The organism is Aeromicrobium ginsengisoli, from assembly GCF_004134905.2.
Taxonomy (GTDB): Bacteria; Actinomycetota; Actinomycetes; order Propionibacteriales; family Nocardioidaceae; genus Aeromicrobium; species Aeromicrobium ginsengisoli.
In genome coordinates, this window is the sequence record NZ_SDPQ02000001.1 from 693,967 (window position 1) to 720,333 (window position 26,367).

22 protein-coding genes and 1 tRNA gene are annotated in these 26,367 nt (G+C 68.8%); 7 read left to right on the forward strand and 16 right to left on the reverse strand.

What is annotated here, in order from left to right:
* Positions 1-765 (forward strand): YaaA family protein, encoded by a 765-nt coding sequence (locus ESP70_RS03455; RefSeq protein ID WP_149687943.1) that lies wholly within the window; start codon positions 1-3, stop codon positions 763-765.
* A 20-nt stretch (positions 766-785) separates the two neighbouring features.
* Here ESP70_RS03455 and ESP70_RS03460 read toward each other — a convergent pair whose 3' ends face one another.
* The 9 genes from ESP70_RS03460 to ESP70_RS03500 all read right to left on the reverse strand — a co-directional run bounded on the left by ESP70_RS03460 (position 786) and on the right by ESP70_RS03500 (position 12,324).
* Positions 786-1,889 (reverse strand): bifunctional RNase H/acid phosphatase, encoded by a 1,104-nt coding sequence (locus ESP70_RS03460; RefSeq protein WP_149687944.1) that lies wholly within the window; start codon positions 1,887-1,889, stop codon positions 786-788.
* Positions 1,886-2,629, reverse strand: a complete 744-nt coding sequence (locus ESP70_RS03465; protein ID WP_149687945.1) for a zinc ribbon domain-containing protein — start codon at positions 2,627-2,629, stop codon at positions 1,886-1,888. The genes ESP70_RS03460 and ESP70_RS03465 overlap by 4 nt, the downstream gene beginning before the upstream one ends.
* 58 nt (positions 2,630-2,687) lie before the next feature.
* Positions 2,688-3,809 carry a Nif3-like dinuclear metal center hexameric protein gene (locus ESP70_RS03470; protein WP_149687946.1) on the reverse strand — a complete coding sequence of 374 codons (1,122 nt, stop codon included), beginning with the start codon at positions 3,807-3,809 and terminating at the stop codon, positions 2,688-2,690.
* Positions 3,810-3,884: 75 nt separating this feature from the next.
* Positions 3,885-5,540 carry a phospholipase C gene (locus ESP70_RS03475; protein WP_149687947.1) on the reverse strand — a complete coding sequence of 552 codons (1,656 nt, stop codon included), beginning with the start codon at positions 5,538-5,540 and terminating at the stop codon, positions 3,885-3,887.
* Between the two features lie 54 nt (positions 5,541-5,594).
* Positions 5,595-6,830 carry an iron uptake transporter deferrochelatase/peroxidase subunit gene (gene efeB / locus ESP70_RS03480; protein ID WP_149687948.1) on the reverse strand — a complete coding sequence of 412 codons (1,236 nt, stop codon included), beginning with the start codon at positions 6,828-6,830 and terminating at the stop codon, positions 5,595-5,597.
* On the reverse strand, positions 6,827-8,011 hold the full coding sequence (locus ESP70_RS03485) for an EfeM/EfeO family lipoprotein (protein ID WP_149687949.1): 1,185 nt from the start codon (positions 8,009-8,011) through the stop codon (positions 6,827-6,829). The genes efeB and ESP70_RS03485 overlap by 4 nt, the downstream gene beginning before the upstream one ends.
* Before the next feature lie 144 nt (positions 8,012-8,155).
* The gene (locus tag ESP70_RS03490; protein ID WP_149687950.1) at positions 8,156-10,267 is read right to left on the reverse strand and encodes a RecQ family ATP-dependent DNA helicase; all 2,112 of its coding nucleotides are present in this window, start codon (positions 10,265-10,267) and stop codon (positions 8,156-8,158) included.
* Positions 10,268-10,322: 55 nt separating this feature from the next.
* Complete coding sequence (locus tag ESP70_RS03495; protein WP_149687951.1) at positions 10,323-11,522, reverse strand: hypothetical protein; 1,200 nt, start codon at positions 11,520-11,522, stop codon at positions 10,323-10,325.
* Between the two features lie 19 nt (positions 11,523-11,541).
* Positions 11,542-12,324, reverse strand: a complete 783-nt coding sequence (locus ESP70_RS03500; RefSeq protein WP_149687952.1) for a putative protein N(5)-glutamine methyltransferase — start codon at positions 12,322-12,324, stop codon at positions 11,542-11,544.
* 89 nt (positions 12,325-12,413) lie between these two features.
* On the opposite strand from ESP70_RS03500, the gene ESP70_RS03505 reads away from it, so the two are divergent.
* Together ESP70_RS03505 and gap are read left to right on the forward strand one after the other, a co-directional pair.
* On the forward strand, positions 12,414-12,998 hold the full coding sequence (locus ESP70_RS03505) for a TetR/AcrR family transcriptional regulator (protein ID WP_149687953.1): 585 nt from the start codon (positions 12,414-12,416) through the stop codon (positions 12,996-12,998).
* A 1-nt stretch (position 12,999) separates the two neighbouring features.
* A complete protein-coding gene (gene gap / locus ESP70_RS03510) occupies positions 13,000-14,007 on the forward strand; it encodes a type I glyceraldehyde-3-phosphate dehydrogenase (RefSeq protein WP_149687954.1) in 1,008 nt (335 codons plus the stop codon).
* Between the two features lie 9 nt (positions 14,008-14,016).
* Here the strand turns inward: gap and ESP70_RS03515 are convergent, their stop codons facing one another.
* The 4 genes from ESP70_RS03515 to ESP70_RS03530 form a co-directional block, all read right to left on the reverse strand.
* Positions 14,017-15,549 (reverse strand): adenylate/guanylate cyclase domain-containing protein, encoded by a 1,533-nt coding sequence (locus ESP70_RS03515; protein ID WP_149687955.1) that lies wholly within the window; start codon positions 15,547-15,549, stop codon positions 14,017-14,019.
* Between the two features lie 81 nt (positions 15,550-15,630).
* A tRNA-Val gene (locus ESP70_RS03520) sits at positions 15,631-15,704 on the reverse strand.
* Positions 15,705-16,075: 371 nt separating this feature from the next.
* Positions 16,076-16,537, reverse strand: a complete 462-nt coding sequence (locus ESP70_RS03525) for a peroxiredoxin (protein WP_149687956.1) — start codon at positions 16,535-16,537, stop codon at positions 16,076-16,078.
* A 19-nt stretch (positions 16,538-16,556) separates the two neighbouring features.
* A complete protein-coding gene (locus ESP70_RS03530) occupies positions 16,557-16,943 on the reverse strand; it encodes a DUF3052 domain-containing protein (protein ID WP_056395448.1) in 387 nt (128 codons plus the stop codon).
* A 127-nt stretch (positions 16,944-17,070) separates the two neighbouring features.
* Here ESP70_RS03530 and aceE point away from each other — a divergent pair, with 127 nt between their 5' ends.
* A complete protein-coding gene (gene aceE / locus ESP70_RS03535; RefSeq protein WP_149687957.1) occupies positions 17,071-19,827 on the forward strand; it encodes a pyruvate dehydrogenase (acetyl-transferring), homodimeric type in 2,757 nt (918 codons plus the stop codon).
* A gap of 60 nt (positions 19,828-19,887) precedes the next feature.
* Positions 19,888-21,468, forward strand: a complete 1,581-nt coding sequence (locus tag ESP70_RS03540; protein ID WP_149687958.1) for a phosphatase PAP2 family protein — start codon at positions 19,888-19,890, stop codon at positions 21,466-21,468.
* Here the strand turns inward: ESP70_RS03540 and ESP70_RS03545 are convergent.
* A complete protein-coding gene (locus ESP70_RS03545) occupies positions 21,461-22,417 on the reverse strand; it encodes an alpha/beta fold hydrolase (protein WP_149687959.1) in 957 nt (318 codons plus the stop codon). The two genes, ESP70_RS03540 and ESP70_RS03545, sit on opposite strands and share 8 nt — an antisense overlap.
* An 89-nt stretch (positions 22,418-22,506) precedes the next feature.
* On the opposite strand from ESP70_RS03545, the gene ESP70_RS03550 reads away from it, so the two are divergent.
* On the forward strand, positions 22,507-23,328 hold the full coding sequence (locus tag ESP70_RS03550; RefSeq protein WP_149687960.1) for an acyl carrier protein: 822 nt from the start codon (positions 22,507-22,509) through the stop codon (positions 23,326-23,328).
* A gap of 6 nt (positions 23,329-23,334) precedes the next feature.
* On the opposite strand, the gene ESP70_RS03555 is transcribed toward ESP70_RS03550, so the two are convergent.
* Positions 23,335-23,805: a DUF3145 domain-containing protein gene (locus ESP70_RS03555; RefSeq protein WP_425458381.1), complete on the reverse strand. Its 471-nt coding sequence runs from the start codon at positions 23,803-23,805 to the stop codon at positions 23,335-23,337.
* Positions 23,806-23,955: 150 nt separating this feature from the next.
* Between ESP70_RS03555 and ESP70_RS03560 the strand changes: the two genes are divergently transcribed.
* Entirely contained in the window at positions 23,956-24,261 is a 306-nt protein-coding gene (locus tag ESP70_RS03560) for a GNAT family N-acetyltransferase (RefSeq protein WP_149687961.1), read from the forward strand.
* Between the two features lie 7 nt (positions 24,262-24,268).
* On the opposite strand, the gene ESP70_RS03565 is transcribed toward ESP70_RS03560, so the two are convergent.
* Positions 24,269-26,314 (reverse strand): PhoX family protein, encoded by a 2,046-nt coding sequence (locus ESP70_RS03565; RefSeq protein WP_149687962.1) that lies wholly within the window; start codon positions 26,312-26,314, stop codon positions 24,269-24,271.
* Between the last annotated feature and the right edge of the window lie 53 nt (positions 26,315-26,367).

The following is a 26,367-nucleotide window of genomic DNA, read 5'->3' on the forward strand; positions in this document are numbered from 1 at the left end:
GTGCTGATCCTGCTGCCGCCCTCCGAGGGCAAGACCCGCCCGGAGTCCGGCGCACCTCTCGACCTCGAGACGCTCTCCTTCGGCCGGCTCACGCCCGTACGCGCACAGCTGCTGCGTACGCTCGTCAAGCTCTGCAACGGCAACCCGAAGCGGGCCATGGAGGTGCTCGGTCTCGGCGCGACGCAGGCCGACGCGATCGCCGTCAACGCGGTGCTGCCCCAGGAGCCGACCGCCCGCGCCGACGAGATCTACACCGGCGTGCTGTTCTCCGAGCTCGACCTGCCGAGCCTCGACGACGCATCGCGCAAACGAGCCGACGAGTCCCTCGCGATCGCCAGCGCACTGTTCGGCCTGCTGCGACCCGACGACCTGATCCCGGCCTACCGGCTGTCGGGCAACGTGACGCTGCCTCGGCTCGGCACCGTCGCGGGCCGGTGGCGTGCCCCGCTCCCCCGCGTCATGGGTGAGGTGGCCGGCGACGGTCTGCTGGTCGACCTGCGTTCCGGGACGTACACCGCCCTCGGGAAGCCCCCCGCGGGGCTGGCCGAGCGCACCGCGACGATGCGGGTCCTGCACGAGCACCGCGGCGTACGCAAGGTCGTCAGCCACTTCAACAAGGCGACCAAGGGCCGCATCGTGCGCGGCCTGCTGGAGTCGGGCGCCGATCCTCATACGGTCGATGAGCTGCAGAGCGTGCTGGCCGATCTCGGCTGGACCGTCGAGCGCGCCGGTCAGCGCCTCGACATCGTCGTCGCCGAGGTCTGAGCCCCTCGATCCTTGAGCGGCTACTCCGGGACGACGTTGACGTTGCGGACCGATGCCGCGCCGTCCGGATACCACTGGATCGTCGTGATCGAGGCGGGCGAGAGCTCGATCTTGTAGATCACCTGCATCGGTGCACCCAGAGCGAGCCGCACCAGCAGCTTGATCGGGGTGACGTGGCTGACCGCGACGACGGTCTTGCCGCCGTACGTTTCGAGAATCCGGTCGCGAGCAGCCGCCACCCGCTCGGCGACGGTGTCGAACGGTTCCCCGCCCGGCGGCGCCACCGCCGTGGACCCGAGCCAGTCGTCGAGCTCGTTCGGCCATCGCTCCATGATCTCGCCGAACGTGAAGCCGTCCCACTCGCCGAACGCGGTCTCGGCCAGGCCCGCCTCGAGCTCGACGTCGAGACCGAGCTCGCCGGCCACGACCGCCGCGGTCTCCCGCGTGCGCTGCATCGGCGACGTGACGATCGCGTCGACGCCACCCAGCCGCTTGAGCCACGCGGCGGCCCGTCGGGCCTGCTCGACGCCGGTCGGAGTCAGCCCGGGGTCGTCTCCCCCGCTGCCGGAGAACACCTTGCGCTCGGTCGCCTGCGTGACGCCGTGGCGCAACAGGACGATCGTCGTGGGCTCGCCCGACGCCCCACCCCGCCAGCCGAGCTGGGCGCTTGGCGCCTGCGGAGCGGTGCCGCCGACCGTGCCGGGCCCACCGGCCGCCTCGTCGTCGAGTGCGGCATTGGCGAGCGCATCGGCCGCCGTGTTCTGCTCGCGCGGCACCCAGGTCCAGGTCACCGTGCCGCGCGGCAGGAGGGCGCGCGCCTGCTCCGCGAGCGGCTGCATGCTGGCGTGCTTGATCTTCCACCGGCCGGCCATCTGCTCGATGACCAGCTTGGAGTCCATCCGCACCTCGACGTCGGTGACCTCGGGAGCGTGCTCGCGGGCCATCTCGAGACCGGCGATCAGTCCGGAGTACTCGGCGACGTTGTTGGTGGCGATGCCGATCGTCTCGCCCCGCTGGGCGATGACCGCCCCGGTGTCGGCGTCACGGACCAGCGCACCGTAGGACGAGGGGCCGGGGTTGCCCCGTGAGCCACCATCGGCCTCGATGATGATCCGCGAGGTCACAGCCCGGACTCGGCCGTACGTACGAGGATGCGGCCGCACTCGGGGCAGCGCAGGACGTCATCTTCCGGAGCCGCCGCGATGTCTCGCAGGTCGGCGCCGTTGAGCTCGAGCCGGCAGCCCTCGCACCTGCGGGCGCGCAGGGCAGCCGCACCGAGGCCGCCGTACTGGGCACGCACCTTGTCGTAGAGCGCGATGAGCTCGTCGGGCACCCCGGCCGCGGCCTGTGCCCGGTCGGCCTGAGCCGCGGCGGCCTGTTCGTCGAGCACGACGATCGCCGCGTCGCGGGCGTCGACAGCTTGCGCGAGGTCCTCGTTGATGGCGGTGAGGTCCGACTCGAGGGCGGTCAACCGGGTCTGCGCCTCTTCGAGCTTCTCCATGACCTCGAGCTCGTCGTCCTCGAGTGTCGAGATGCGGCGCTCGAGCGCGACGAGCTCGTGCTGCAGGCTCTCGAGGTCCTTGGGGTTGCTGATCGCTCCGGAGTTGAGCCGCTCCTCGTCGCGGGCGCGCCGGGTCTTGACCTGCTCGACCTCGGCGTCGGCCTTCTTCTGCGCGCGGGTGAGGTCGGACACCTCGGTGTCGGCCTCGATGCGTGCCCCGTCGAGGTCGTTCGCCTTGGCCTGCAGATCAGCGATCTGGGCGTGCTCCGGGAGCGAGTTCTTGCGGTGCTGGAGCTGGGCGAGGACGGAGTCCTGAGCCTGCAGGTCGAGCAGGGCGGACTGGGCGGTGGGGTCGGCTTTCACAAGGGCTACCGTACCGGCACAGAGTTCCCCGTCACGGGCCGCTCGATCCGCCGGGCCTTCACGAAATGTGCGAGGTCCAGGGATCGGTCACGATGGTCGAGACCTTGGTCTCGATGCCGGGCAGCCGCTCGCCCAGCGCACGCGATCCCACGGGCAGCCAGGTCCACTCCGCTGCCCAGTGGGGTACGTCGACGACGGCGCAGGCGCCAGGCTTCTCGAGGTGCTCGCTGACCGGGTGGTGCCGCAGGTCCGAGGTCACGTAGACATCGGCGCCGGCCGCGTCGGCCGTGGCCAGCAGGAAGTCGCCCGATCCCCCGCACAGTGCCACCGTGCGAATCGATCGCTCCGGATCGCCGGCCACCCGGGTCGCACTGTGGTGTGCCGGCAGCCGCTCCGAGACGTGGGCGGCGAATGCCGCCAGGGTCATCTCCGAGCCCAGCGTCCCGATACGGCCACTGCCGCGATCCGTCGCCTGGGCGGCGGGTTCGAGGACGTCGTAGGCGACCTCCTCGTACGGATGAGCACTGAGCAGCGCAGCCCGCACGTCGTCGCGCAGTCGCCGTTCGGCCACCATCTCGATCCGCGCCTCGGAGACGTGCTCGACCGTGCCGACCTCACCGATCGCCGGGTCGGCGCCCTCGAGCGGGCGGAACGATCCGGTGCCGGTCGACCGGAACTGTGCGGAGTCGTAGTCGCCCATCCGCCCGGCGCCCGCGGCGTGCATCGCGGCGACGACCCGGTCGGCGTCTGTCTCGGGCACGAACACGACCCACTTGTCGGTCGGACCTGCCGGATCAGCCTCCAGCGGGCGTACGTCCGACAGTCCCAGCGCCAGCGCCATCGACTCCGAGACCCCGAGGACGGGGCTGTCGGCGTTGGTGTGGCACGTGTGCAGCGCGATGCCGTTGCTGATCAGGGTGTGGACCACACGCCCCTTGGGCGAGGTCGCCGCCACGCTCGTGACCCCCTTGAGCCACAGCGGGTGGTGCGTCACGACGAGATCGGCGCCCCAGGCGACCGCCTCGTCGACGACTGCCTGCACGGGGTCGACGGCGAAGAGCACCTTGGTGATCTCGGCGTCGGGATCGCCGGCGACGGTGCCGACGGCGTCCCAGCTGTCGGCCCACCGCGGGTCGTACAAGCCGTCGAGGACGCTGACGACGTCACGCAGTGTGGGCATGCCGTCACTGTAGTGAACCGGCAACGCCGTCCCGCACGAGCCGTGTGGGCCTCGTGCGGGACGGCGTTGAGCGGATCAGCCGGCCTTGACCTTGACCGGCGGCGTCGAGCTGACGGTGCCGTCCGAGCGCATCAGCACGGTGTGCTGCTGCGGGTGCCGGAAGTCGAACATCGCCGTGAACGTGTTCGCCCGGGAGTCGAACGCGTGATCACCGATGCTCGAGACGCCCCAGTTCTGCTCGATGAACTTCAGCACCGAGGGCTGCTCGAGCCTGGTGTGCGACACGTAGTTGCGCTTCGCGAACGGCGAGATCACCAGGAACGGCAGACGCTGGCTCGGTCCACAGCGGTCCGCGTAGCCACCGGCGGGAGCCGTCGCCGACTTCCCGGCAGCCGTCGTGCAGACCGCCTGGTCGGTGGCGGGATCGGCCGAGCCGTTGAGGATCGTCGGCGCCACGTGGTCGTACCAGCCGTCCGAGTCGTCGTACGTCACGACGATCGCCGTGCTCGACCAGGACTTCGACTTCTGGATCGCGTTGATCTCGCGGGTGAGGAACTTCTGCTCGTCCAGCGGGCTGGAGTACGAAGCGTGGCCGTCCTGCGCCTCAGGCGCCTTCACGAACGACACCGCGGGCAGGGTGTTGGCCTTGACCGCCTTGTCGAAGTAGCTGAGGTCGTAGTTGTGGTTGGCGCGACCGTTGTGACCGACCTCGGCGAGCGACGTCGGTGCGAGGTGGTGCGGGTTGGACGTCGACTTGTAGTACTCGAACGGCGAGTGGTGCGGCGAGTAGTCACGGACGTTCTGCCCGATGCTGTTCGTCGTGGTCGTCTCGCACTTCGCGTAGTGCCCCTTGGTCCCGTCCCAGGCCGTCGACGGGGTGAAGCCGCCCTGGAACCAGCCCCATGTGACGCCCTGCTGGTTGAGCCGGTCACCGATGTTCTTGCCGGACATGCCGACCACGGCGGAAGTCGCGGTGTGGTCGTTGTCGGAGCAGTCGTCGTAGGCCGGGTCGGGGTCACCGATGACCGTGCCGACACCCGAGGCGTTGGCGCCGGCAACGGCGGTGGACCCGGTCAGTGCCGCGCCGGTGTTGGGGTCGTACGCCGTGCCGCCGTGGGTCTGGCCCGAGATGAGGTTGAGCGCGCCCGGGGTGGACGGTCCGAACGTGGAGTCCCAGTTGTTGTCGCTCATCGAGTAGTTCTGCGCGTAGTTCCACAGGCCGGTGACGGTGTTGCCGTCGAAGTAGTCCATCGCGAGGCCGGGGCTGCCGTAGAGCCCGGTGCAGGTGTCGACGCTGGTCGACTCGACGAACTTGTCCATCGCACCGCCGTTCACGGCCTTCTGCTCGGGCGTGTAGTTGTGGTTCTGGCTGCACGTCGCGTTCTGCGCGTGCGTGAGGCGACTCGGTGCGTACGCATTGGGGTTGTTGGTCAGCGCACCCGAAGTCACGAGGTTGTTGTTCTTGGGCGTACGGCTCGAGCCGTGGAACGTCACGCCGTCAGAGTTCGCGGCCTTGGGATAGGTGCCGAAGTAATGGTCGTAAGAGACGTTCTCGTCGAACAGGACCACCAGGTGCTTGATGGGGGTCTTGGTGCGGGAGGTGCGCCCGCTCTGGTGCGCCACGCGCGGATGGGCACTTGCGGCCGACAGCTGCACGCCGCCGGCCACGAGGCCGGCTGTCGCCATGAGCGCCATCGCGCCCTGACGCAGACGCTTGGTCCTTGTCACCATGTTTCTTCCTCATCTTCTCGGGGGGTGGGTGTTGCGTGTGGCTGGGCGACGGGCTCAGGTGAGCAGCCGTCGGCCCAGCCAGTCCTGGTGATCCCGTACGCCGGGGAGGGCGAAGAAGTAGCCACCCCCGAACGGCGAGACGTAGTCGACGAGAGGCTCGTCGGCGAGGCGCTTCTGGATCGCGACGAACTGGCGCTCCAGGTCGGCGTTGAAGCACGTGAAGATCAGGCCCATGTCGAGGTTGCCGTTGGCATCCGTGCCGCCGTCGTAGTTGTAGCCGCGACGCAGGATCTGCTGCTTCTTGGCGTGCGCCGTGTGCGGGTTGGCGAGGCGGATGTGCGCGTCCATCTGGATCACCTCGCCGGAGGGATCGGCGGCGTAGTCGGGGACATCGTGCTCCTTGGAGCCCGTGAGCGGCGCACCGCTGTCGCGCCGGCGACCGAAGATGTTCTCCTGCTCGCGGATCGAGATGCGGTCCCAGAACTCCACGAGCATCCGGATCTGACGCACCACGTGATAGCTGCCGCCGTCGACCCAGTCCGGCTCGTCGCCGCCGGACCGGGTCCAGACCAGCTGGTTCATCAGCGAGGCGTCCGCGGTCGACGGGTTGGCCGTGCCGTCGCGGAAGCCCATGAGGTTGCGTGACGAGCCCGCCGGTCGCGGCGGCGAGTGGAAGCCGTCGCGGCGCCAGCGCACCTGCATCGCCCCGCGAGTGGCGCGGGTGATCTCGCGCAGCGCATGCAGCGTCGTGTCCTGGTGGTGCCCGCAGATCTGCAGGAGCAGGTCGCCGTCACACACCGCGCGGTCGAGGTCGTCGTTGGGGAAGTCCTCCATACGGCGCAGCCGTGCGGGCTTGCGGTCGGCCAGGCCGAATCGGTCGTCGAACAGCGACGCGCCGACCGACGTCGTGATCGTCAGCCCGTCGGACGGGACCACCGGGCCGAGCACACCGGAGTCCGACGGCGGTGTGGCGAGACCGGTGTCCGGCGGGGTCCCACCCTTCGTCAGCGAGCGGGCCGTCGACGTGATCGTGCGGAACAGGTCGACGAGCTCCGCCTTGGACGACGCCGTGACGTCGAGCGCCACGTAGCTCGCCTGCGCCTGAGCCGGCGTGAGGATGCCGCGCTGGTGCACGCCCTCGAAGGCGTACTGATGGGAGGCGGTGTCGGTCGCCGCACTCGCCGATCGCGGCAGGAGCGTTGAGCCCGCCGCCACAGCGACCGCTCCGGCCGCAGCCCCGCCGAGGAGGTTGCGACGGCTGACTCCGGTGACCTCGGGATCGCGCCTCACGAGGTCCTCCTCGGGTCGCAGATCGCCGCGACGGGTGCGAGCAGCTCGAGCGTCGCGTCGATCTGGGCGTTGACCTTCTCCCGCTGGCTGCGGGTCAGGGCCGAGAGCGGGGTCCACTCACCGTCGGCGCCCTGGAACGTACGAATCAGGTGCTGGGAGGTGTCGAGCGCGCGCTCGGTCGCCGCGAGGTCGGGATAGCGCTCCGCGAGGATCGTGCGGAGCGGCTCCAGGGCCTCGCGCGTGCCGGTCAGGTTGGCGTCGACGGTCGCCAGGGCGGTGTGACTGCCCGCGTCGGTCCGCCCGGTGAGCTCGAACTCGAGGGCGTTCTCGAGGATCTCGTGCGACCGCAGACCGATGTCGACCGGATCGACCCGCCCGCTCACGAACGCCGACCGCAGGTCCGAGACCGACCGCACGAGCCGGGAGGCGTACGGGGTGATGTCGCTCGCCGGCGCGCCACCGTAGAGCAGGGCTTCGATGCGATGGAAGCCCTCGAGGTGGTGGTCCTGCCTCGCTGTCTTGCCGGGCGCGGGTAGCCCGTTGATTGCTCCGTCGAGGTCGCCGAACGCGCCATAGGCGGCGCCCAACGTCTCGTACGTCTGATGGGCGGCGAGCCAGCTGGCCCGGGCCGAGGCGAGGTCGCCGGCCTTGAGGTCCGTCTCGAGCTGCTGCACCTGCGTCTGGAGCACGGGCAGCCTGCCTCGGACCCAGGTCTGGTACGACTTCAGCGCCGGGATCAGCTCGTTGCGGGTCACCGGCTTCAACGGAGGCGTCGCACCGGCTACGTCCTTGGAGCCGGTGATCGTGACCTTGGCGCCGAGGGCGGCCTCGCCGTCCGACGGCAGGCACACGAACCGGTAGGTCCCGTTCCCGAGAGTCACAGTGGCCTGTTGGCGAGCGTCAGCGCCCAGGCTCTCGACGTCGAGGTAGAGCGCACCTGTGGCCGCGTTCTCGAGATGAACCTCCTCGCCGGCGACGGTCGTGTTGTGCAGCTCGAACGTCTGGCGCCCACCGTGTGGGGACGCCCAGCCCTTGCCGCAGTCGTCGACGCCCGCCGAGATGCGCACAGCCGACGAGGCGCTTGAAGCGGCCGATTCGCTCGGCCCGCCGCACGCCGTCAGCGCGAGAGTCGCGCCGAAGATCCCCGCCAGAACTCCCCTGCGAGAGTCGATCGACCGCATCCTGATTTCGTCCTGTCCGAGAGCTCATGGCTGACTGCCACAAGAAGGTTGCAGGACGAAACCACGGCTTTCCAAACCAGAACGGGCCTTCTCGCCGACCCTTCGGCAAGCGTTCACCCGGTGGTCATCTGGGGCGCCGACAGTTCAGGCGACGACCGCAAGGGCCAGTGGGAGCACCGAGCCGGAACCGTGGCGGCGCAGCTCTCGCGCAGCGACCGTCATCGACCAGCGACTGTCGATGCGATCGTCGACCAGGAGCACCGGCTGGCCGGCCAGAGCCGACAAGCCAGACGCGAGCTGATCGCTGACGCCGAACGTTCCCCACACGTCGGCGAGCCGGTAGGCGCTGTTGCCGCCCGGGCCACCGCGCGAGCCCTCCCCGAGCTGGTCGAGCGATCCGAGGTCCTCGAGCCGCCCGATCCGCGCGATGCCACGCGCCAGTGAGTCGACGAGCTCGGGATGCGACCTCGACGGCATGCTGACGACGGCGGCGGGTCGTTGCACCCAGCCCCAGTCCTTGAGCACCCGGACACACGCGCCGAGCAGCTCGTCAGTGACCGGCGCGTCGGCAACGCCGGGCGAGAACAGCTCACGCAGCACGCCACCCCAGCCGAGGTCCGTCAGTCGGGCAACCGCGCGGCCGGGCTCGAATCGTTCGTCCTCGGGGATCTTGCCCTTGGCCTCGACGCCCAGTCGGGTGGCACCGGTCGGCCACTGGGCCCGCGGCTCGATCTCGACACCGACCTTGTCGAGGGTGCTGGAGGCCACGCGTGCCGCATCGTCGGCGACGTCAGTGGGGAACCACGGTGTGGCGCAGTTGTCGCATCGCCCGCACGGCGCGGCCGTCGGATCGTCGAGGTCGCGCTGCAGGATCTCCATGCGGCAGGTCGAGGCGCGCTCGTAGTCGATCATCGACTTCTGCTCGGCGGCGCGCGCCTCGGCGATGCGTTCGTAGCGCTCCCGGTCGTACGTCCACGGCTGCCCGGTCGCGATCCATCCGCCCTGGACGCGGCGCACGGCCCCGTCGACGTCGAGCACCTTGAGCAGCAGCTCCAGCGGCGTGCGCCGGATGTTGACGAGTGCCTCGAGCGCAGGCGTCGACAGCGGGGTGTCGCTGAGCTCGCCGATCACCGCGGCGGCCCGCTCCTCGCTCGGCATCGACGAGGTGGCGAAGTAGTGCCAGATCTCGGCGTCCTCGCGCCCCGGGAGCAGCAGGACGTCGGCGTTGTCGGTGGCGCGGCCCGCACGGCCGACCTGTTGGTAGTAGGCGACCGGCGACGACGGTGCGCCGAGGTGGATCACGAAGCCGAGGTCGGGCTTGTCGAACCCCATGCCGAGCGCACTGGTGGCAACCAGGGCCTTGAGCTCGTTGCCCTTGAGCTGTCGCTCGAGCTCCTCGCGCTGCTCGGGGTCTGTGCGGCCGGTGTAGGCACGCACGGCGTGACCGCCCTCGCGCAGGAGTCGCGCTGTGTCTTCGGCCGCCGAGACGGTCAGCGCGTAGATGATGCCGCTGCCCGGCAGCTCGGCGAGGTGGCTCAACAGCCAGCCCAACCGGTCGCGCGAACCGGTCAGCTCGAGGACACCGAGACGCAAGGACGTACGGGCGAGGGAGCCGCGGATCGTCGTGACCTGGTCGACGGACCCGAGCTGCTCCGCGACGTCGGTCACGACGCGGGCGTTGGCCGTCGCCGTGGTGGCGAGCACTGGCAGGTCGTCAGGCAGCCGGCCGATCAGCTCGGCAAGCCGGCGATAGTCCGGCCGGAAGTCGTGACCCCAGTCGGAGATGCAGTGCGCCTCGTCGATCACGAGCATGCCCATGCGGTCGATCAGCGCGGGCAGCTGCTCGTCACGGAAACGCGGGTTGTTGAGCCGCTCGGGCGACACCAGCAGCACATCGACCTCGTCGGCGGCGAGCTTGGCCTGGGTGTCCTCCCACTCGTGCGGGTTGGCCGAGTTGATCGCCACGGCTCGTACGCCCGCGCGTGACGCAGCCGCGACCTGGTCGCGCATCAGCGCCAGCAGCGGCGAGACCAGCAGGGTCGGCCCGGCACCGCGCTGTCGCAGGAGCAGCGTCGCGATGAAGTAGACCGCCGACTTGCCCCAACCGGTCCGCTGCACGACGAGCGCCCGTCGCCGGTCGTCGACGAGCGCCTGGATCGCCTCGAGCTGACCGTCGTGGAAGACCGCGTCGTCGCGCCCGGTCAGCTTGCGCAGCGCAGTGGTGGCATCCAGCTCGGTGCTCGTCGTCGAAGGCATGACCCCACTGTGTCAGCCGACCCCGACACCGCGCTCCGGCTGTCCACAGCGGCCCTCAGCTGATCGGCGGGATCTGCACGATGACCTGCGGCCAAGCCCGCTGCCCCGTGCGTTCGATCCTCAGCAGCGCCTGCGTCTTGTCGTCATTCATCGCGTCGAACGCGGTGTTGCTGGGGAACGCCTTCACGGCGCGGGACTCCAGGTCGACGAGAAACATTCGACCAGCGCCACCGTCATCGGTCATCGTGACACCGATCCAGGGACCGATGGACAAGACGTCACGGGGAACCGAGTCGGCGTCCGCCTCGACTGGGAACGGTTGAAGGACTGTCGTCCTGCCGGCCGTCTCGGTGATCGTGAGCAAGGCGTCATCTACGAAGGTGTCACCTTCCACGTTGTACGGCTCGCCCATGCACAAGGTCTCGAACGACTCGGTGAACTCGGCTCCGCAGAAGCCCTGCTCCTTCGCACGTGGGCTGACCGGCGCCGACTTCGTCTCGCCGGTCTCGAGGTCGCGGCTGAATTGCTTGTCCTTGACCTCGTACGTCAGGGAGTCGGCGGCAAGCGTCACCCATTTTCCGCCCTTGACGAGCACCTTGGCCGGAGCCGAGCCGTCGACGGGCACGGCGTGCACCGCGGCGTTCCCGCGATCGCGCGTCCGGCAGCACGCGAACCTGCTGAAGTACACCGTGTCGCCCCTCACGACCAGGTCCTCGCCTCCGTTCATGATTCCGGCCGGGTCGTCCGCGCTGAACAGCTGCGCCACCTTCTTGCTGCGTCTGTCGTACGAGTAGATCGCGACCGCGGAGCTGCTGGCGGTGGTCTCGGGCGACTCCAGCCACACCACGAAGTCACCCGAGCTGACGATGCTCCATATCTGCGTGTTCCTTTCGCGCCTGCGGGAGTCCAGGACCGTGAACTCCTTCGTCGCCAGGTCGTAGAGCACTGCAGACGCCTGGGACGAGAAGCCATCCATCCCACCGCTCGCCGGGTCCTCTGGCAGCGAAACGCTTCCCAAGACCTTCCCGTCGGCCGTGAAGCCTCGAAAGTACGTGTCCTGCTGGTGGAACGTGCTCGGCAGCGTTGCGACGACCTTCAGGTCCGCGCCGAGCTTCAGCGTCGCGGCTTTGGCGGGATCGATCGTGCGCACGACCGGCTTGTTCGGCTTCGGCCGGGGAGCCGCATCGGAGCCGGACGTGCATGCAGCCAGGCAGGCAACCGCCACGGCGCCGATGACAAGCTCACGCACACGCATGCCGCATCGTGGCACCGATTCAGCGGGCTCGTACGCCAATCGCGACAGTTCCATCGACGTCGTCGGCGCGCCGCACCTCCGCCGTCAGTCCACCTTCACGGAATGCCGCAACCGTCAGGGGCGCCTGCTCCCTGCTCGTCTCGATCAAGAGGCGTCCCCCGGGGGCCAGCCATTCAGCCGCGCCGGCGGCGACTCGCCGCTGGATGTCGACGCCATCCATTCCCCCGTCGAGCGTCACGTGAGGCTCGTGCTCGCGAGCCTCCGGCGGCATGAGCGCGATGGCCTCGGTCGGCACGTACGGCGCATTGACCACGAGCAGGTCGACGCGTCCCCGCAGTGATGCCGGCAGCGGTTCGTAAAGGTCGCCCTCGAGCACCCGCCCACCGAGCGGCTCGACATTGCGGCGCGCACACCTCACGGCGGCGGGCTCGACGTCCGACGCATACAGCTCCACGCCGCCCAATGCAGCGTGGATCGCAGCGCCGACCGCGCCCGTCCCGCAACACAGGTCGAGCACGACCGCGCCCGTACGCCCGACAGCGACCGCCTCGCGGACCACCACCTCAGTACGCCTCCGCGGCACGAACACGCCAGCCTCCACCGCGATGCGCAGACCGCAGAACTCCGCCCAGCCGACGATGACCTCGAGCGGCAGGCCGGTGATCCGCCGCTCGATCATCGACTCCAGATCCTCGGGCGTTCGCGCCTCGGCGACGAGCAGCGCGGCCTCGTCCTCGGCGAACACGCTGCCCGCCGCGCGAAGCCGCGCAGCGATGTCGCTCGCGCGTCCGGCTTGAGTCATGGCGACATCGTTCCACGCAGGACCGCACCCGAGTCGCGAGCTGGCGGACTGACTGGTTCTGTACCTACTGGTATGTATAGGCTGTCCGCATGAGCTCCCGTGACCTGTTGGTCGAGACCATGAGCCAGCTCCTGTGGGAGCGCGGCTACGCCGACACGAGTCCCCGCGACGTACGCCAGAGATCGGGCGTGGGACAGGGCAGCATGTATCACCACTTCCCCACCAAGCGGGACCTCGCGCTCGCGGCCCTTGAGCGCAATGTCGCTGACGCGCTGCCGGCGACCTCGGACCTCGATGGTCCGGGCGATCCGCTGGCACGGATCGAGGCCTATCTGACCCGCGAGCGTGACGCCCTCAAGGGCTGCAAGGTCGGCCGCATGACGCAGGACCCGCAGGTTCGCGAGGACCCCGTCCTGCTCGCTCCCGTGGCGCGCGCCTTCGCCCAGACGCACGCCAGCTGGACGAGCGTGCTGCGCGAGGCGATCGCCGCCGGCCAGCTGCAGGACGGCCTCGACCCCGAACGGCTCGCGCGGACCCTGATGTCGGTGATTCAGGGCGGCTACGTGCTCGCCATCGCCCAACAGGACCCGGCGCCGTTCGAGCAGGCCTGCGCCGGCGCCATCGACCTGCTGCATGCAGCAGCGCCCAGCACCACGATCCCAAGGAGACCCTGACATGACCGTACGCATCGGCATCAACGGATTCGGCCGGATCGGCCGCAGCTACCTGCGCGCCGCCCTCGCCAACGACGCGGACGTCGAGGTCGTCGCGGTCAACGACCTCACTGACGCGCGTACGTTGGCGACTCTGCTCGAGTGGGACTCGATCTCCGGCCACCTCGATGGCGTCGGAGCCGACGACGGCGCCATCACCCTCGGCGACAAGCGCATGACCGTCTTCGCGGAGCCCGATCCGGCTGCCATCTCGTGGGGTGACGTCGGCGCCGACATCGTGATCGAGTCGACCGGCCGCTACACCGACGGCGAGACCGCAGCAGCCCACCTCAAGGGCGGCGCGAAGAAGGTCATCGTCTCGGCACCGGCGAAGGGCGACGTGCCGACGTTCGTCCTCGGCGTGAACGACGACGCGCTCGACCCGGACTCGTACGACGTCTTCTCCAACGGCTCGTGCACGACGAACTCGCTGGCGCCGCTGGCGAAGGTGCTCAACGACTCGTTCGGCATCGAGTCGGGCCTCATGACGACGATCCACGCCTACACCGGCGACCAGCGGCTGCACGACGCACCGCACTCGGACCTGCGACGGGCGCGCGCGGCCGCGCTGTCGATCATCCCGACGTCGTCGGGTGCGGCCAGCACGATCGGCAAGATCATCCCCGAGCTCGACGGCCTCCTGACCGGGGCGTCGCTGCGCGTCCCGGTGCCGGTCGGCTCGATCACCGACTTCACCGTGGTGCTGAAGCAGGCAGCCAGCGCCGACGAGGTCAACGCGGCGTTCCGCGAAGCGGCCGCGTCGGAGGCGCTGGAACGCTATCTCCAGTACTCCGAGGCGCCGCTCGTCTCCGCCGACATCGTCGGCAACCCGCACTCGTCGATCTTCGACGCACCGCTGACCGAAGCGGTCGGCCGGCAGGTCAAGGTGCTCGGCTGGTACGACAACGAGTGGGGTTTCTCCAACCGCCTCGTGGAGTTCTCCGAGCGGATCGGCACAGCTGTCGCCTGACCTGGCAGGTCAGGCCAGGCGGAAGGTGTCCGTGGGTTCGTCGCGCCCCCGCAGGACGACGCTCTCGTGCTCGGCCCAGAGCGGCTTCTCCTCGGGGCTCGCGGCGGACACGCTGGCCGACGACACCAGGACGCGTCCCTCGACGTCCTTCGCCAGCTCGGTGAGACGTGCCGCCGCGTTCACGGCGTCCCCGATCACGGTGTACTCGAAGCGCGAGCTGTGACCCACGTTGCCCGCAACGGCTTGGCCCGTCGACACCCCGATGCCGGCACCGATCTCGGGCATCTCGGCCGCGAGGCGCGCAGCGATCACCCGGGCCGATGCCAGTGCCGCGGTGGCGTGGTCGTCGAGGTCCACGGGCGCTCCGAAGATCGCCAGCACGGCGTCACCCATGAACTTGTTGACCAGCCCGTTGCGCCGATCGACCTCTTCGACGACCACCTCGAAGAACCGGTTGAGCATGCCGACGACCTCGCTGGGCGGCCGGTTCTCCGCGTACGTCGTCGAGCCGATCAGGTCGATCATGAGGACCGAGACGATCCGGGTCTCGCCACCCAGCTCGACATCGCCGACTGTCGCCGCCCGGGCCACGGACTGACCGACGTGCCGGCCGAACAGGTCCCGGATGCGCTCGCGCTCGCGCAGACCCTGCACCATCTCGTTGAACCCCGATTGCAGCAGGCCGAGCTCGGTGCCGTCGTCGACCCGCACCTCGACGTCGAAGTTGCCCTCGCCGACCTTGGTCAACGCCGCCTGCACCGCCTTGATGGGTCCGACGACCGCGCGGGCGTTGAGCACCGTGACGAGCAGCCCGAAGACCAGGATCACCACGGCCAGGCCGGCCACGACCCACGACAGGCGCTTCACGCTCGGATCGTCGATCGTCAGGGCGATGAATGCCGCAACGACCAGACCGAGCACCGGCGCACCCGTGCCGAGGCTCCAGAACACGATCATGCGGCGTTGGACACCGGCGCCGAGCCGATCGGTCGTCGACCGGCCGGCGAGCGCCCGGGCCGCGACCGGCCGGAGCGAGAACTCCGTGACGAGGTAGGCGATCGCGCTGACCACGACACCGGCGATGCCGACAGCGAAGAACGCGCTCACGGCAGCGCCCGGCTGTATGACGATCGCGAGGGTCCCGAAGACGATCACGCCACCGAACCACAGCAGCGACTGCATCAAGGTGAGCCGCAACGGCAGGCGCAACGCCGTGCGACGCTCGGCGTCGGTCGGCTCGCGCTCCTCCAACGCCCAGCGCAGTGCTCGCAGGGCGCTCACCGTGACCGTGCTCGCGCCGATCACCACCGCGCCGACGACGTACACAGGAACCGCGATCGCCAAGGCCGTGAGATACGACCTGGACGGCCCTTCGCCCGGCGTGATGAGGAACGTCAGGCCGAACACGATGCCGGCGCCGATGACGTTGGTCAGGATCAGCAGCGTCGTCAGCAGGACCTGGACGCGGGCCCGCAGCCGTGTGAACGGTTGCTCGGGCGAACCGACCAGCCAGTCGTTGCCACGCCGGTACACGCTTGCCACGCAGACTCCGTTCGGCTCACGTCGGTGGTGGGCGGAACTGCCGCGACCCCGACCAAAGACTAGTCGGGGTCACGGCTGATGTGGGCGAAGAGGGACTCGAACCCCCGACCTTCCGGGTGTAAACCGGATGCTCTAACCAACTGAGCTATTCGCCCGCAGGACCAGCGGAACGATACCGCAAGGGCGTGCTCCGAGTCGGGTCGCGCCTCAGAACCAGGTGTACGTCGCTCCCCAGCCGCCGCCGATCTCGACCTCGAGGCCGGCCTGGGGCGAGATGACGAGCCCATAAGGCAGCAGATTGTCTGTGCACACGACGAAGAGGTTCAGCCCGCCGCCTCCGGGAGGTAGACGTAATGATCGCCCGCAGCCTCCGGATGCTTCGCCCGGAAGCGACCCGCACGAGCCGTATCCGCAACGCGGCGGGACAACCGCGAACCGCGGCTGCCAAGGTCTCGGGTCCCTGGCAGCCGCGGCACGTCAATCAAACCGTATCGACAGGTTCACCCGCAGGTAATTTGGGAAGAATTCAGGAAAGTTCGGCCAATGCGGCCAGCACGTCGGACAGGTCGCGACGCTCGCCGATCCCCACCTGCACCATCCACCTCACGATTCCCTCGGAATCAATCACGTACGTCCCCCGGTTGGGCGCTCCGGCCTCGGCGTTGAACGTGCCGTAGGCCCTGCTGACCTCGCCGTGCGGCCAGAAGTCGCTGAGGACGGGAAACGTCAGGCCCTCGCTGTCGGAGAAGGCCCGGTTGGAGAAGAAGTGGTCGCACGAGACCGCGAGCACCTGTGTGTCGTGGGCCGCGAACGCGTCGAGGTGGTCGCGGATCTCGCCGAGCTCGCTCGTGCACGTGCCGCTGAACGCGAACGGGATGAACACGAGTACGACATTTCGCGAGTCCCGGAACGAGGACAGGGCGATGTCCTCGCCGTGCTGGCTCCGAAGACTGAAGTCCGGCGCAGCAGATCCGACGTCGACGCTCACTCGCAGAGCTCGTTCGGTTTCAGCGCTTGTGTGCCGTCAGGCGGGTCGAGGCCCAGTCGTCGGACGCCGATGCCGTGGTCGTCGTCGACAGACCCGCGATCGGAGCTGCCTCCACGACGTCGGCACCGGGTACGTATCCGGGTCGGCCCACCTTGGGGGTGAACAGCCAGACCGAGCCGCCTTCGGCGAGGTCCTGCAACGCGTCGACCAGCGCATCGATCAGATCGCCGTCCTTGTCGCGCCACCAGACGATCACGCCGTCGACGACATCACCATGGTCTCCGTCGACCAGGTTGTTGCCGGTGACACGCTCGATCTCGACACGGAGCTCCTCGTCGACGTCCTCATCCCAGCCCAGCTCCTGGATGACGGTGTCAGGACCGAAGCCCAACTTGCCCGCGTCCACCGCGATGTCTCCCTACGTTCGTCGAAAACCTACTGAAAAGTAGGTTCGTCAGCACTGTTGCCGCTAACACAGTAGCGAACCCGGGGTGGAATGATGGACACGTCCACAAGACTCATAGGGAGCAACCATGCCGCAATCCGGCCCCGAACGACCCGCTGTCATTCACGAGGGTCTGCCGACCCAGTTGCCCGACATCGATCCGGACGAGACCTCCGAGTGGGTCAGCTCGCTCGACGAGATGATCGACAGCCGCGGACGCAGTCGCGCGCGCTACGTCATGCTCAAGCTCCTGGAGCGTGCCCGCGAGCAGAACATCGGCGTCCCCGCCCTGCGCAGCACCGACTTCATCAACACGATCCCGCCCGAGCGTGAGCCGTGGTTCCCCGGCAACGAGGCGATCGAGCGACGCATCCGGTCCTACATCCGCTGGAACGCTGCCGTCATGGTGTCCCGGGCCAACCGCCCGGGGCTGGGCGTCGGTGGACACATCGCGTCCTACCAGTCGGCGGCCAGCCTCTACGAGGTCGGCTTCAACCACTTCTTCCGCGGCAAGAACCACCCCGGCGGCGGTGACCAGATCTACTTCCAGGGCCACGCGGCCCCCGGCATCTACGCCCGATCGTTCCTCGAGGGCGGACTCAGCGAGACGCAGCTCGACCGCTTCCGCCAGGAGCACTCGCACGGCGCCGGCAACGGCCTGTCGTCCTACCCGCACCCGCGGCTCATGTCGGACTACTGGGAGTTCCCCACGGTCTCGATGGGCCTCGGCGCGATCAACTCGATCTACCAGGCGCGCTTCAACCGCTACCTGCACAACCGCGGCATCAAGGACACGAGCCAGCAGCACGTCTGGACGTTCCTCGGCGACGGCGAGATGGGCGAGCCCGAGTCGCTCGGCGCGATCGGCATCGCCGCCCGCGAGGAGCTCGACAATCTCACGTTCGTCGTCAACTGCAACCTTCAGCAGCTCGACGGCCCCGTCCGGGGCAACGGCAAGATCATCCAGGAGCTCGAGTCCACGTTCCGTGGCGCCGGCTGGAACGTCATCAAGGTCGTCTGGGGCCGCGAGTGGGACGACCTGCTCGCCCGCGACACCGACGGCGTCCTGGTCAACCAGATGAACCGCACGCCCGATGGAGAGTTCCAGACCCTGTCGGTCGAGTCCGGCGCCTACAACCGCGAGAACTTCTTCGGTCCTGACCCGCGTCTCCGCAAGATGGTCGAGCACCTGTCCGACGAGGAGATCGAGCGGCTCCCCCGCGGCGGCCACGACTACCGCAAGGTCTACGCGGCGTTCGACGCCGCCCAGAAGCACACGGGCCAGCCGACGGTCATCCTGGCGCACACCATCAAGGGCTGGCTGTTGGAGTCGTTCGCCGGCCGCAACGCGACGCACCAGATGAAGAAGCTCACCAAGGACGACCTCAAGGGCTTCCGCGACCGCCTCAACATCCCGATCTCCGACGCCCAGATCGACGGCAGCGACATCGCGCCGTTCTATCACCCGGGCGAGGACAGCGAGGAGATGCAGTACATGCGCGCCCGGCGCGAGGCGCTCGGAGGCTCGCTGCCCAAGCGCGTCGTCAACCCGGTCAGCGTCAAGCTGCCCGAGGACAAGATGTACGACGAGCTCAAGAAGGGTTCGGGCAAGCAGCAGATCGCCACGACCATGGCGTTCGTACGCCTGCTGCGCGATCTCATGAAGGATCCCGAGATCGGGCACCGCATCGTCCCGATCGCGCCCGACGAATATCGCACGTTCGGCATGGACTCGATGTTCCCGTCGGCCAAGATCTACAACCCGGCCGGCCAGACGTACGAGTCGGTCGACCGCAAGCTGCTGCTCGCCTACAAGGAGTCGGCGCAGGGCCAGCTCCTGCACGAGGGCATCAGCGAGGCCGGTGCCATGGCGTCGGCGATCGCGGCCGGCAGTGCCTACTCGACGCACGGCGAGCCGATGATCCCCGTCTATCTCTTCTACTCGATGTTCGGCTTCCAGCGCACCGCCGACTCGATCTGGGCGATGGCCGACCAGCTGGCGCGCGGCTTCCTGATCGGCGCCACCGCCGGTCGTACGACGCTGACCGGTGAGGGCCTGCAGCACGCCGATGGCCACTCGCCGCTGATCGCGCAGACCAACCCCGCGGTCGTGCACTACGACCCGGCCTACGGCTTCGAGATCAGCCACATCATGAAGTACGGCCTCGAGCGCATGTACGGCTCGACCGAGACGTTCCCCAACGGCGAGGACATCATCTTCTACCTCACCGTCTACAACGAGGCGATCAACCAGCCGACCGAGCCGGAGGACGTCGACGTCGAGGGCATCCTCAAGGGCGCCTACGTCTACCGCAAGGCGACCGGAGGCGAGGCATCCGCGCGCATCATGGCGTCGGGTGTCTCGGTGCCGTGGGCGCTCAAGGCGCAGGAGATCCTGGCCGCCGACTACGGCGTCGAGGCCGATGTCTGGTCCGTGACGTCGTGGAACGAGCTCGCCCGCGACGCGATCGCCGCCGAGAAGTGGAACCTCAACCACCCGGGCGAGTACAGCCGGATGCCCTACATCACGGTCAAGCTCATGGACACGTCCGCCGTGACGGTCGCGGTCAGCGACTACATGCGTGCGGTGCCCGACCAGATCGCCCGCTGGGTGCCCGGTCCGTGGCAGTCGCTCGGCACCGACGGCTTCGGCTTCGCGGACACGCGCGCCGCTGCCAGGCGTACGTTCCAGGTCGACGCCGAGTCGATCGTCGTGTCGGTCCTGCAGACGTTGTCGCAGCGGGGCTCGGTGCGGCCCGAGACCGTACGCGAGGCCTTCAACCGGTTCCGCATCGACGACCCGACGGCCGTCGCCGACGTCCCGCAGGTGGGCGGCGACGCCTGATCCCGGTCCGAGACAAACCCTCACAAGGAACCCTCAGGGTCGCCCAATAGGATGGCGACCATGCGTCAACGGCCCTACCATTTCGCGGTCTGTCTCTCGATTGTCGTGGGGCTGGCTGCGGTCGTGGCTTCCAAGAAGTACGACGTCCCGTTGCGCGACCCTGACGGATTCCTCGGTCCGGCCTACATCCGTCTGCCAGTGATCGGCCTGCTGTTCTTCGCTGCAGGCATCGCTCCCCCGGCGTTCCGCCGTTCGAGGCGTACGTTCACGGGCACGCCGCAGTGGCGCCGCTCGCTCGACTACAGCTCGCCGATCACCAGCCGCCTGCTCGACGCCCTCGTCACGACGTTCTTCTGGGGCCTCGTCGCCGGCATCGCGTCGATCGGCTGGACGGCAGCAGGTGGCTCGACGATCGGCCGGATCTCGGTCGTCGCGGTCGCGCTGGCCGTGGTGGCGGCGTTCGCCGCCCTCGAGCTGCGCAGCCAGACGACCACGGGCATGACGACGATCTCGCGACTGACCGAGATCGTGGTGCTCGACGAGTCCACGCTGCGCCCGATCTCCTGGCGCCGTGCCCTGGCCCGCCAGACCGTGCGCATCGTGCTGCCGCTCCTGGCCGTGCGCGCCGTGGCCGGCTACGCCCATCCCTACATCGGTGACTGGGCCTGGCTCGGTGTCCTGCTCATCCCGCTGTGGCTCATGACCAACGGCGCCGACCGGCTCGTCGCCGCGCGGCGCTTCGAGGCCAACCGCATCCCCGCGGACCTCGAACCGTTGCGCGCCCTGAAGGTACGCCCGCGCCTGTTCCTGTTCATGGACATCATCCGCGACGAGTGGACGTGGAAGCGCGTCTTCTACATCGTGCTCGGGCTGGTGTCGTTCTACATCTGCTACGTCAGCTATCGCAACCTCAAGAGCGACCTGCCGCTGGCCCGCGAAGGCGTGCACTTCGACAAGCAGATGCTCGACATCGACTACTTCCTGTTCTTCAACCACAACCCGGCGCCAGTGCTGCACGACCTGCTCGGCACCGGATTCGCCGCCCAGGTCCTCTCGGTCATCTACGTGGCCTACCTCCCGCTGATCCCGCTGACCCTCGGCGCATTCCTCGTGTGGGGCAAGGACCTCTCGCTCGGCGCCTGGTACGCCACCGCATTGAGCCTCAACTGGGTGCTGGGCGTCGTCAGCTACTACATCTTCCCGACGTTCGGCCCGGCGTTCGTCCAACCGTCGATGTTCGCCGATCTGCCCGACACCAGTGCCGCCCAGCTCCAACGCAGCCTTTTCAGGGCGGCCACCAAGTTCTACGAGGACCCTGCGGGCGGCAGCACCTACGGCATCGCGGGCTTCGCGTCGTTGCACGTCTCGGTCGTCGTCTCGGCCGCCCTGTTCCTGCGCGCGACCAACCAGCGCAAGGTCGTGCAGCTGATCGCCTGGGTCTACCTCGGACTCGTCGTGCTCGCCACGATCTACTTCGGCTGGCACTTCATCGCCGATGACGTCGCCGGTGCGTTCATCGGCTGGGCCGCGGTGGTGGTCGGCGCCTGGGCGACGGGCAACACCAAACGACAACGCCGAAAAGAAGCGGCCCTGCTCGAGGCCGACCCCGTGGTCGAGCCCCGCCCGGCCGTCTCTAGCTGATCGCCGGCTCGACGCCTTGGTCGACGGCCGCCGGTACGCTCTCGAGCGCGTACTGGTCGCCTCGGCGCAACAGCGCGCGCCAGCGACCGCGGTGGTAGTGCGCGGGCTCGTTGGCGGCGATGAACGCCGTCACGAGGTTGCAGAACTCCTCCGGATGGTCCTTGTGCGGGAAGTGCCCGGCGTCGTTGAGCACGTGAACATCGGAGACCTGGGTCGGTGCGAAGTCGGCGTGCTTGGCCGGGATCACCATGTCGTCACTGCCCCACACGACCAGCACCGGCATGAGCCGGGCGAGATAGCTGCGATCCGTCATCGTCACGAACTGACCCTTCCAGTTCAGGACGTGGCTGGTCACGCGCTGGACGGCTCGGCGGGTCGCCCGGTCGGCCAGTGACTCGTAGATGCGAGCCACTTCGTCGAGGTCGCGTGTCGCGGTCAACGGCGTACGGGAGAGCGCACGCATGCCAGCGGCGACGAGAGGGCGCCACGGCCGGAACGTCGCCGCTGCGAGCGCTGCACTGCTGCCCGGGACCGTGAGGAAGCGGATGAGCGGCGTGACCTCCTTGCCGAGCCCGCCGGTCGACACGAGCACGACGCGCTCGGTGCGATCAGGGAACTGGTAGGCGAACTGCATCGCGACACCGCCACCGAAGCTGTGCCCCACGACCGTGACCTTGTCGATGCCCAGCACCGTCAGGAGATCACGCATGCCGTTGGCGTAGCCGCCGAGCGAGTAGTCGGCGTCAGGCTTGTCCGACTCGCCGTGGCCCAGCAGGTCAGGAGCGATGACGGTGAAGTGCTCCGACAGCGTCGGAATGACGTCGAGCCACGTCGACGAGTCGCAGGCGAGGCCGTGCAGCAGGAGCAGCGCAGGTCCGGAGCCGGAGATGCGGAATGCGCGCCGGTAGCCATGCACCACCAGGTACTGAACGTCCTCGACGCTTTCCATCCGGACATCCTAGGGCTGTCCTGTCGAGGACGCTGGGCTGGCCCTGCGTGGTGTGCGGGAACGCACACACCGCTCGTTAGACTCGACGCGTGCCGTCTCCCTCATCAGTCCACGAACAACTCACGGACATTCTCGTCCGACTGGTCGGGTGCCCCGCCGACGCAGTCGTGCCTGAGGCGATCCTCAAGGAGCTCGGCACCGACTCGCTCACGATCGTCGAGCTGGCCGACGAGCTCGGACGGCGCTTCGATCTCTATCTGTCCGATGACACGGTCGACAGCCTGGTGACCGTGCAGGACGCGATCGACGCGATCGTCGACCACGACGGCTCGACACCGCCCGCGAGGAGCGGCCGCGTGCCCACCACGCTCGAGTCCCCGGCACCGCCCGTACGCGACGAGGAGCAGGTACGCCGTCGGCGACTCGCGGAACGGCTGGTCTTCTGGTTCGTGGTGGTCGGCGCGGTTCTGGGCGCGGTCCTCGGCTTCGGCGGTTCGGCCCTGGTCGAGGCGACCGGACTCGGCTCGGTCAACCTCGCGCCCATCAGCAACCCGACGACAGCGCCGTCGACGACCCCCACGACCACGCCCGAGCCGGAGCCGACCCAGACCTCCGAGCCCAACCCTGACGAGCCGGAGCCGACGATCAGGGCGTCGAAGTCCCAGGTCGCCCCCGGCGAGCGGTTCGTCATCGAGGGCGCGTTCCCCGCCGTCGGCGCAGGTGCCGAGCTCCAGGTCCAGGTCAAGGACGATGGCAGCGACTGGGACGACTTCCCGATCGAGACGACGACCAAGGGCGGCGGCCGGTTCAAGACCGAGCTCTACACGTCGCGCTCGGGCGATCGCCAGTTCCGCCTGCTCAACAAGAAGACGGACGAGGCGACGCCCGCGGTCACGGTGCAGATCGGCTGACCGGCCTCAGATCACCTGGTGGAGCCAGCGCACGGGCGCACCGTCGCCGGCGTGCCTGAACGGCTCCAGCTCGGCGTCCCACGCGGTGCCCAGCAGGCCGTCGAGGGCGGTCTCCATGTCGACCTCACCGAGGGCGACCTTGACGCGGAACGCCTTGATGCGGTCCTCGGGGATCAGGATGTCGCCGTGCAGTCCGGCCATCGCGTGGAAGATGCCCAGCGACGGCGTGTAGGAGTAGCGCGCCCCTTCGGTCGAGGCCGTGGGCTCCTCCGTGACCTCGAAGCGAAGCTTGTCCCACCCGCGCAAGGCAGAGGCGATCGCGGCGGCGGTGCCAGCAGCGGCCTGCCACGACAGCTCGGCGCGGTAGGTGCCGGGCTCGGCGGCCTGCGGCACCCAGGCGATGTCGGGAGTGCCGCCGAGCACGCCGGCAGCAGCCCACTCGACATGCGCGCAGAGCGCAGACGGAGCTGAGTGCACGAAAAGAACACCCCGGGTCGGGGTGGTCGGCGAAGACATGTTCATCGGTGCCTCCCTAGTGTCGCCTTCCCCAGCGTCTTGGGAGCACCTGAGACCATTGTGACGCATGTTCTCCTGTACGGACAACATCTCAGCCGAAGGGAATGTCGGATGACGACCACAGTGGCGGACAATCCCGCCTCGTCGAGGTTCGAGATCACGGTCGACGGCGAGCTCGCCGGATTCCTCGACTACCGCAAGGACGGCGACGAGTACGCCCTTCCGCACACCCGGATCTACACCGAGTTCGAGGGCCGTGGCCTCGGCACCGAGCTGGTTCGCGGTGCGCTCGCCGAGATCGCCGAGCGCGGCGGCACGGCACTCCCCTACTGTCCGTTCGTGCCCAAGGTCATCCGCGACCACCCCGAGTTCCTCGAGCTCGTGCCCAAGGACCAGCGCGACACGTTCGGGCTCTAGGTGTGACCTAGCGCCCGCGTCGCCGCCGCTTGGGCCACACCGCAACGACCGCGGGACGCGGCACGGATCCCGGCCCGTCGGGCCAGGTCGACGCCGGCGCCTCCACGGTCGCCCCGGACACCTCGCCGGGGTGCTGGACGCACACCATGACGCGTTCCCGATCGACGTAGGGTCCGCACGTCTCGGCACCGTTCGGCACGCTGAGGAACTGCTTGACCTGACCGCGATAGCGACCCTCGAGCGCGAGGCCGAACAGCCCGTCGTGCGAGCCGAGCGCGTTGCCGTCGGTCGAGATCCACAGGTTGCCGTAGCCGTCGAACGCCAGGTTGTCGGGGCACGAGATCGGCGACACCTGGCTCTTGTCGAAGCCGGCGAAATACGTCGAGGGGTCCTGGGGATCGCCGCACAGGAGCAGGACGCTCCAGCCGAACGTCGTGGCAGCAGAGTCGTTCGACGACTCGGTGAGCTCGATGACGTGGCCGTTCTTGTTGTTGGTGCGCGGGTTGGCCTCGTCGGGGCCTGCGGCGCCTGTCGCACCCCGGTTGGAGTTGTTCGTGAGCGCGATGTAGACCTTGCCGCTCTTGGGGCTCGGCTCGACGTCCTCGGGACGATCCATCTTCGTCGCGCCGACCTTGTCGCCCGCCTGCCGCGTGAACAGCAGGACCTCCTCGGCCGTCATGCCGTCGACGTAGGAGTGGGTGCCGCGCACCAGCGGGATCCACTCGCCCTTGCCGTCGAACAGGCCATCGGCGGGCAGCGTGCCCGAACCGTCGACGGGACCGGAGTCACCCGTGAACTTCGCGACGTACAACGTTCCCTCGTCGAGCAGCGTCGCGTTGTGGCGACGGGCCGCGGCGGTGTGACCGCGAGCGACCTTCTTGTCCGACACGAACTTGTAGAAGTAGTCGAACCGTTCGTCGTCGCCCATGTAGACCGCGACGCGACCGTCGCTCGTGATGCGGGGCTGCGCCGCCTCGTGCTTGAACCGGCCCAAGGCCGTGCGCTTCTTGGGCGTCGACTCAGGATCGTACGGATCGACCTCGACGACCCAGCCGAAGCGGTTGGGCTCGTTGGGCTCCTTGGCGATGTCGAACCGGTCGTCGAACCGCTCCCACTTGCGTTCGGTGGCGGTGCCGGAGATGCCGTAGCGCTTGAGGCGCGCGGCCTGGACCGGCTCGGTCACCGTCGCAGCGTTGGCGAAGTACTGGTTGATGTTCTCCTCGGCAGTCAGCCACGTGCCCCACGGCGTCAGACCGCCCGAGCAGTTGTTGAGCGTGCCCAGCACGGTCCGCCCGTCGGGGTCGGCGGTCGTGCGTACGAACGGATGCCCGGCGACCGGGCCGGTCAGCTCGAACTCCGAGCCCGTGTGCAGCCGCCGGTTCTTGCGATCGCCGACGATCGGGCACAGCGAACCGTCGCGGTCGGACTCCTTGACCGCGACGACGCTCAGCCCATGTGCCGCCCAGGCGATCTCGACCTGCTCGCGGGTGGGGTTCGCCGCGTCGTACGCCGGGAACATCAGCGTCTCGCTGGTGTACTCGTGGTTGATCACCAGCAGCTTGGTGTCCCGCCCGTACGGCAGCAGACCCAGGAAGTCGTTGTTGAAGCCGAACTGGCCGCGCTGCGCCGCCGCGGTCTGGGCGTGCACGTCGAACGCCGGAACGCCCCGGAACAGCGGGTCGCCCCAGGCGATGACGACCTTCTTGTCGTACCCGGTGGGCACCACGACGTCGTCGATGACGTTGGGCGGGACGCTCGTGAAGTCGAGGCCGGGCGCGAATCCCGTCCGCCCCGACGGCGCCGCGGCCGCCGCAGGCGCGCTGCCGACCGTAGGTGCGACCAGGCCGGCGACCCCGACGACGGCACCCGCCTTGAGCAGCCCCCGCCGCGAGACCGCAGCGCGCATCATGTCGCCGAAGTACTCGTTGTCAGAGCAGTTGGGCGCCGCCTGGGCGCAGGCGTTGCCGCACCGGTAGAGGCAGGTCACCGACGACCGGCCCGGCCGGTGCGGAGATGCTTCGGGGTGCTTCTGGCGAGGTTCGATCGTGAACATGCGGGGTCCTCCGAAGGTGACGACGGGTGCTGGACCTGACGCTAGGGAGGGCA

Coding starts and splice junctions, on each gene's coding strand:
- ESP70_RS03470 (WP_149687946.1), bottom strand. CDS start 3,809: ATGCCCACACTGCGTGACGTCGTCAGCGTCCTCGACGGCTTGTACGAC.
- ESP70_RS03475 (WP_149687947.1), bottom strand. CDS start 5,540: ATGGTGACAAGGACCAAGCGTCTGCGTCAGGGCGCGATGGCGCTCATG.
- ESP70_RS03485 (WP_149687949.1), bottom strand. CDS start 8,011: ATGCGGTCGATCGACTCTCGCAGGGGAGTTCTGGCGGGGATCTTCGGC.
- ESP70_RS03490 (WP_149687950.1), bottom strand. CDS start 10,267: ATGCCTTCGACGACGAGCACCGAGCTGGATGCCACCACTGCGCTGCGC.
- ESP70_RS03495 (WP_149687951.1), bottom strand. CDS start 11,522: ATGCGTGTGCGTGAGCTTGTCATCGGCGCCGTGGCGGTTGCCTGCCTG.
- ESP70_RS03500 (WP_149687952.1), bottom strand. CDS start 12,324: ATGACTCAAGCCGGACGCGCGAGCGACATCGCTGCGCGGCTTCGCGCG.
- ESP70_RS03505 (WP_149687953.1), top strand. CDS start 12,414: ATGAGCTCCCGTGACCTGTTGGTCGAGACCATGAGCCAGCTCCTGTGG.
- gap (WP_149687954.1), top strand. CDS start 13,000: ATGACCGTACGCATCGGCATCAACGGATTCGGCCGGATCGGCCGCAGC.
- aceE (WP_149687957.1), top strand. CDS start 17,071: ATGCCGCAATCCGGCCCCGAACGACCCGCTGTCATTCACGAGGGTCTG.
- ESP70_RS03540 (WP_149687958.1), top strand. CDS start 19,888: ATGCGTCAACGGCCCTACCATTTCGCGGTCTGTCTCTCGATTGTCGTG.
- ESP70_RS03545 (WP_149687959.1), bottom strand. CDS start 22,417: ATGGAAAGCGTCGAGGACGTTCAGTACCTGGTGGTGCATGGCTACCGG.
- ESP70_RS03560 (WP_149687961.1), top strand. CDS start 23,956: ATGACGACCACAGTGGCGGACAATCCCGCCTCGTCGAGGTTCGAGATC.
- ESP70_RS03565 (WP_149687962.1), bottom strand. CDS start 26,314: ATGTTCACGATCGAACCTCGCCAGAAGCACCCCGAAGCATCTCCGCAC.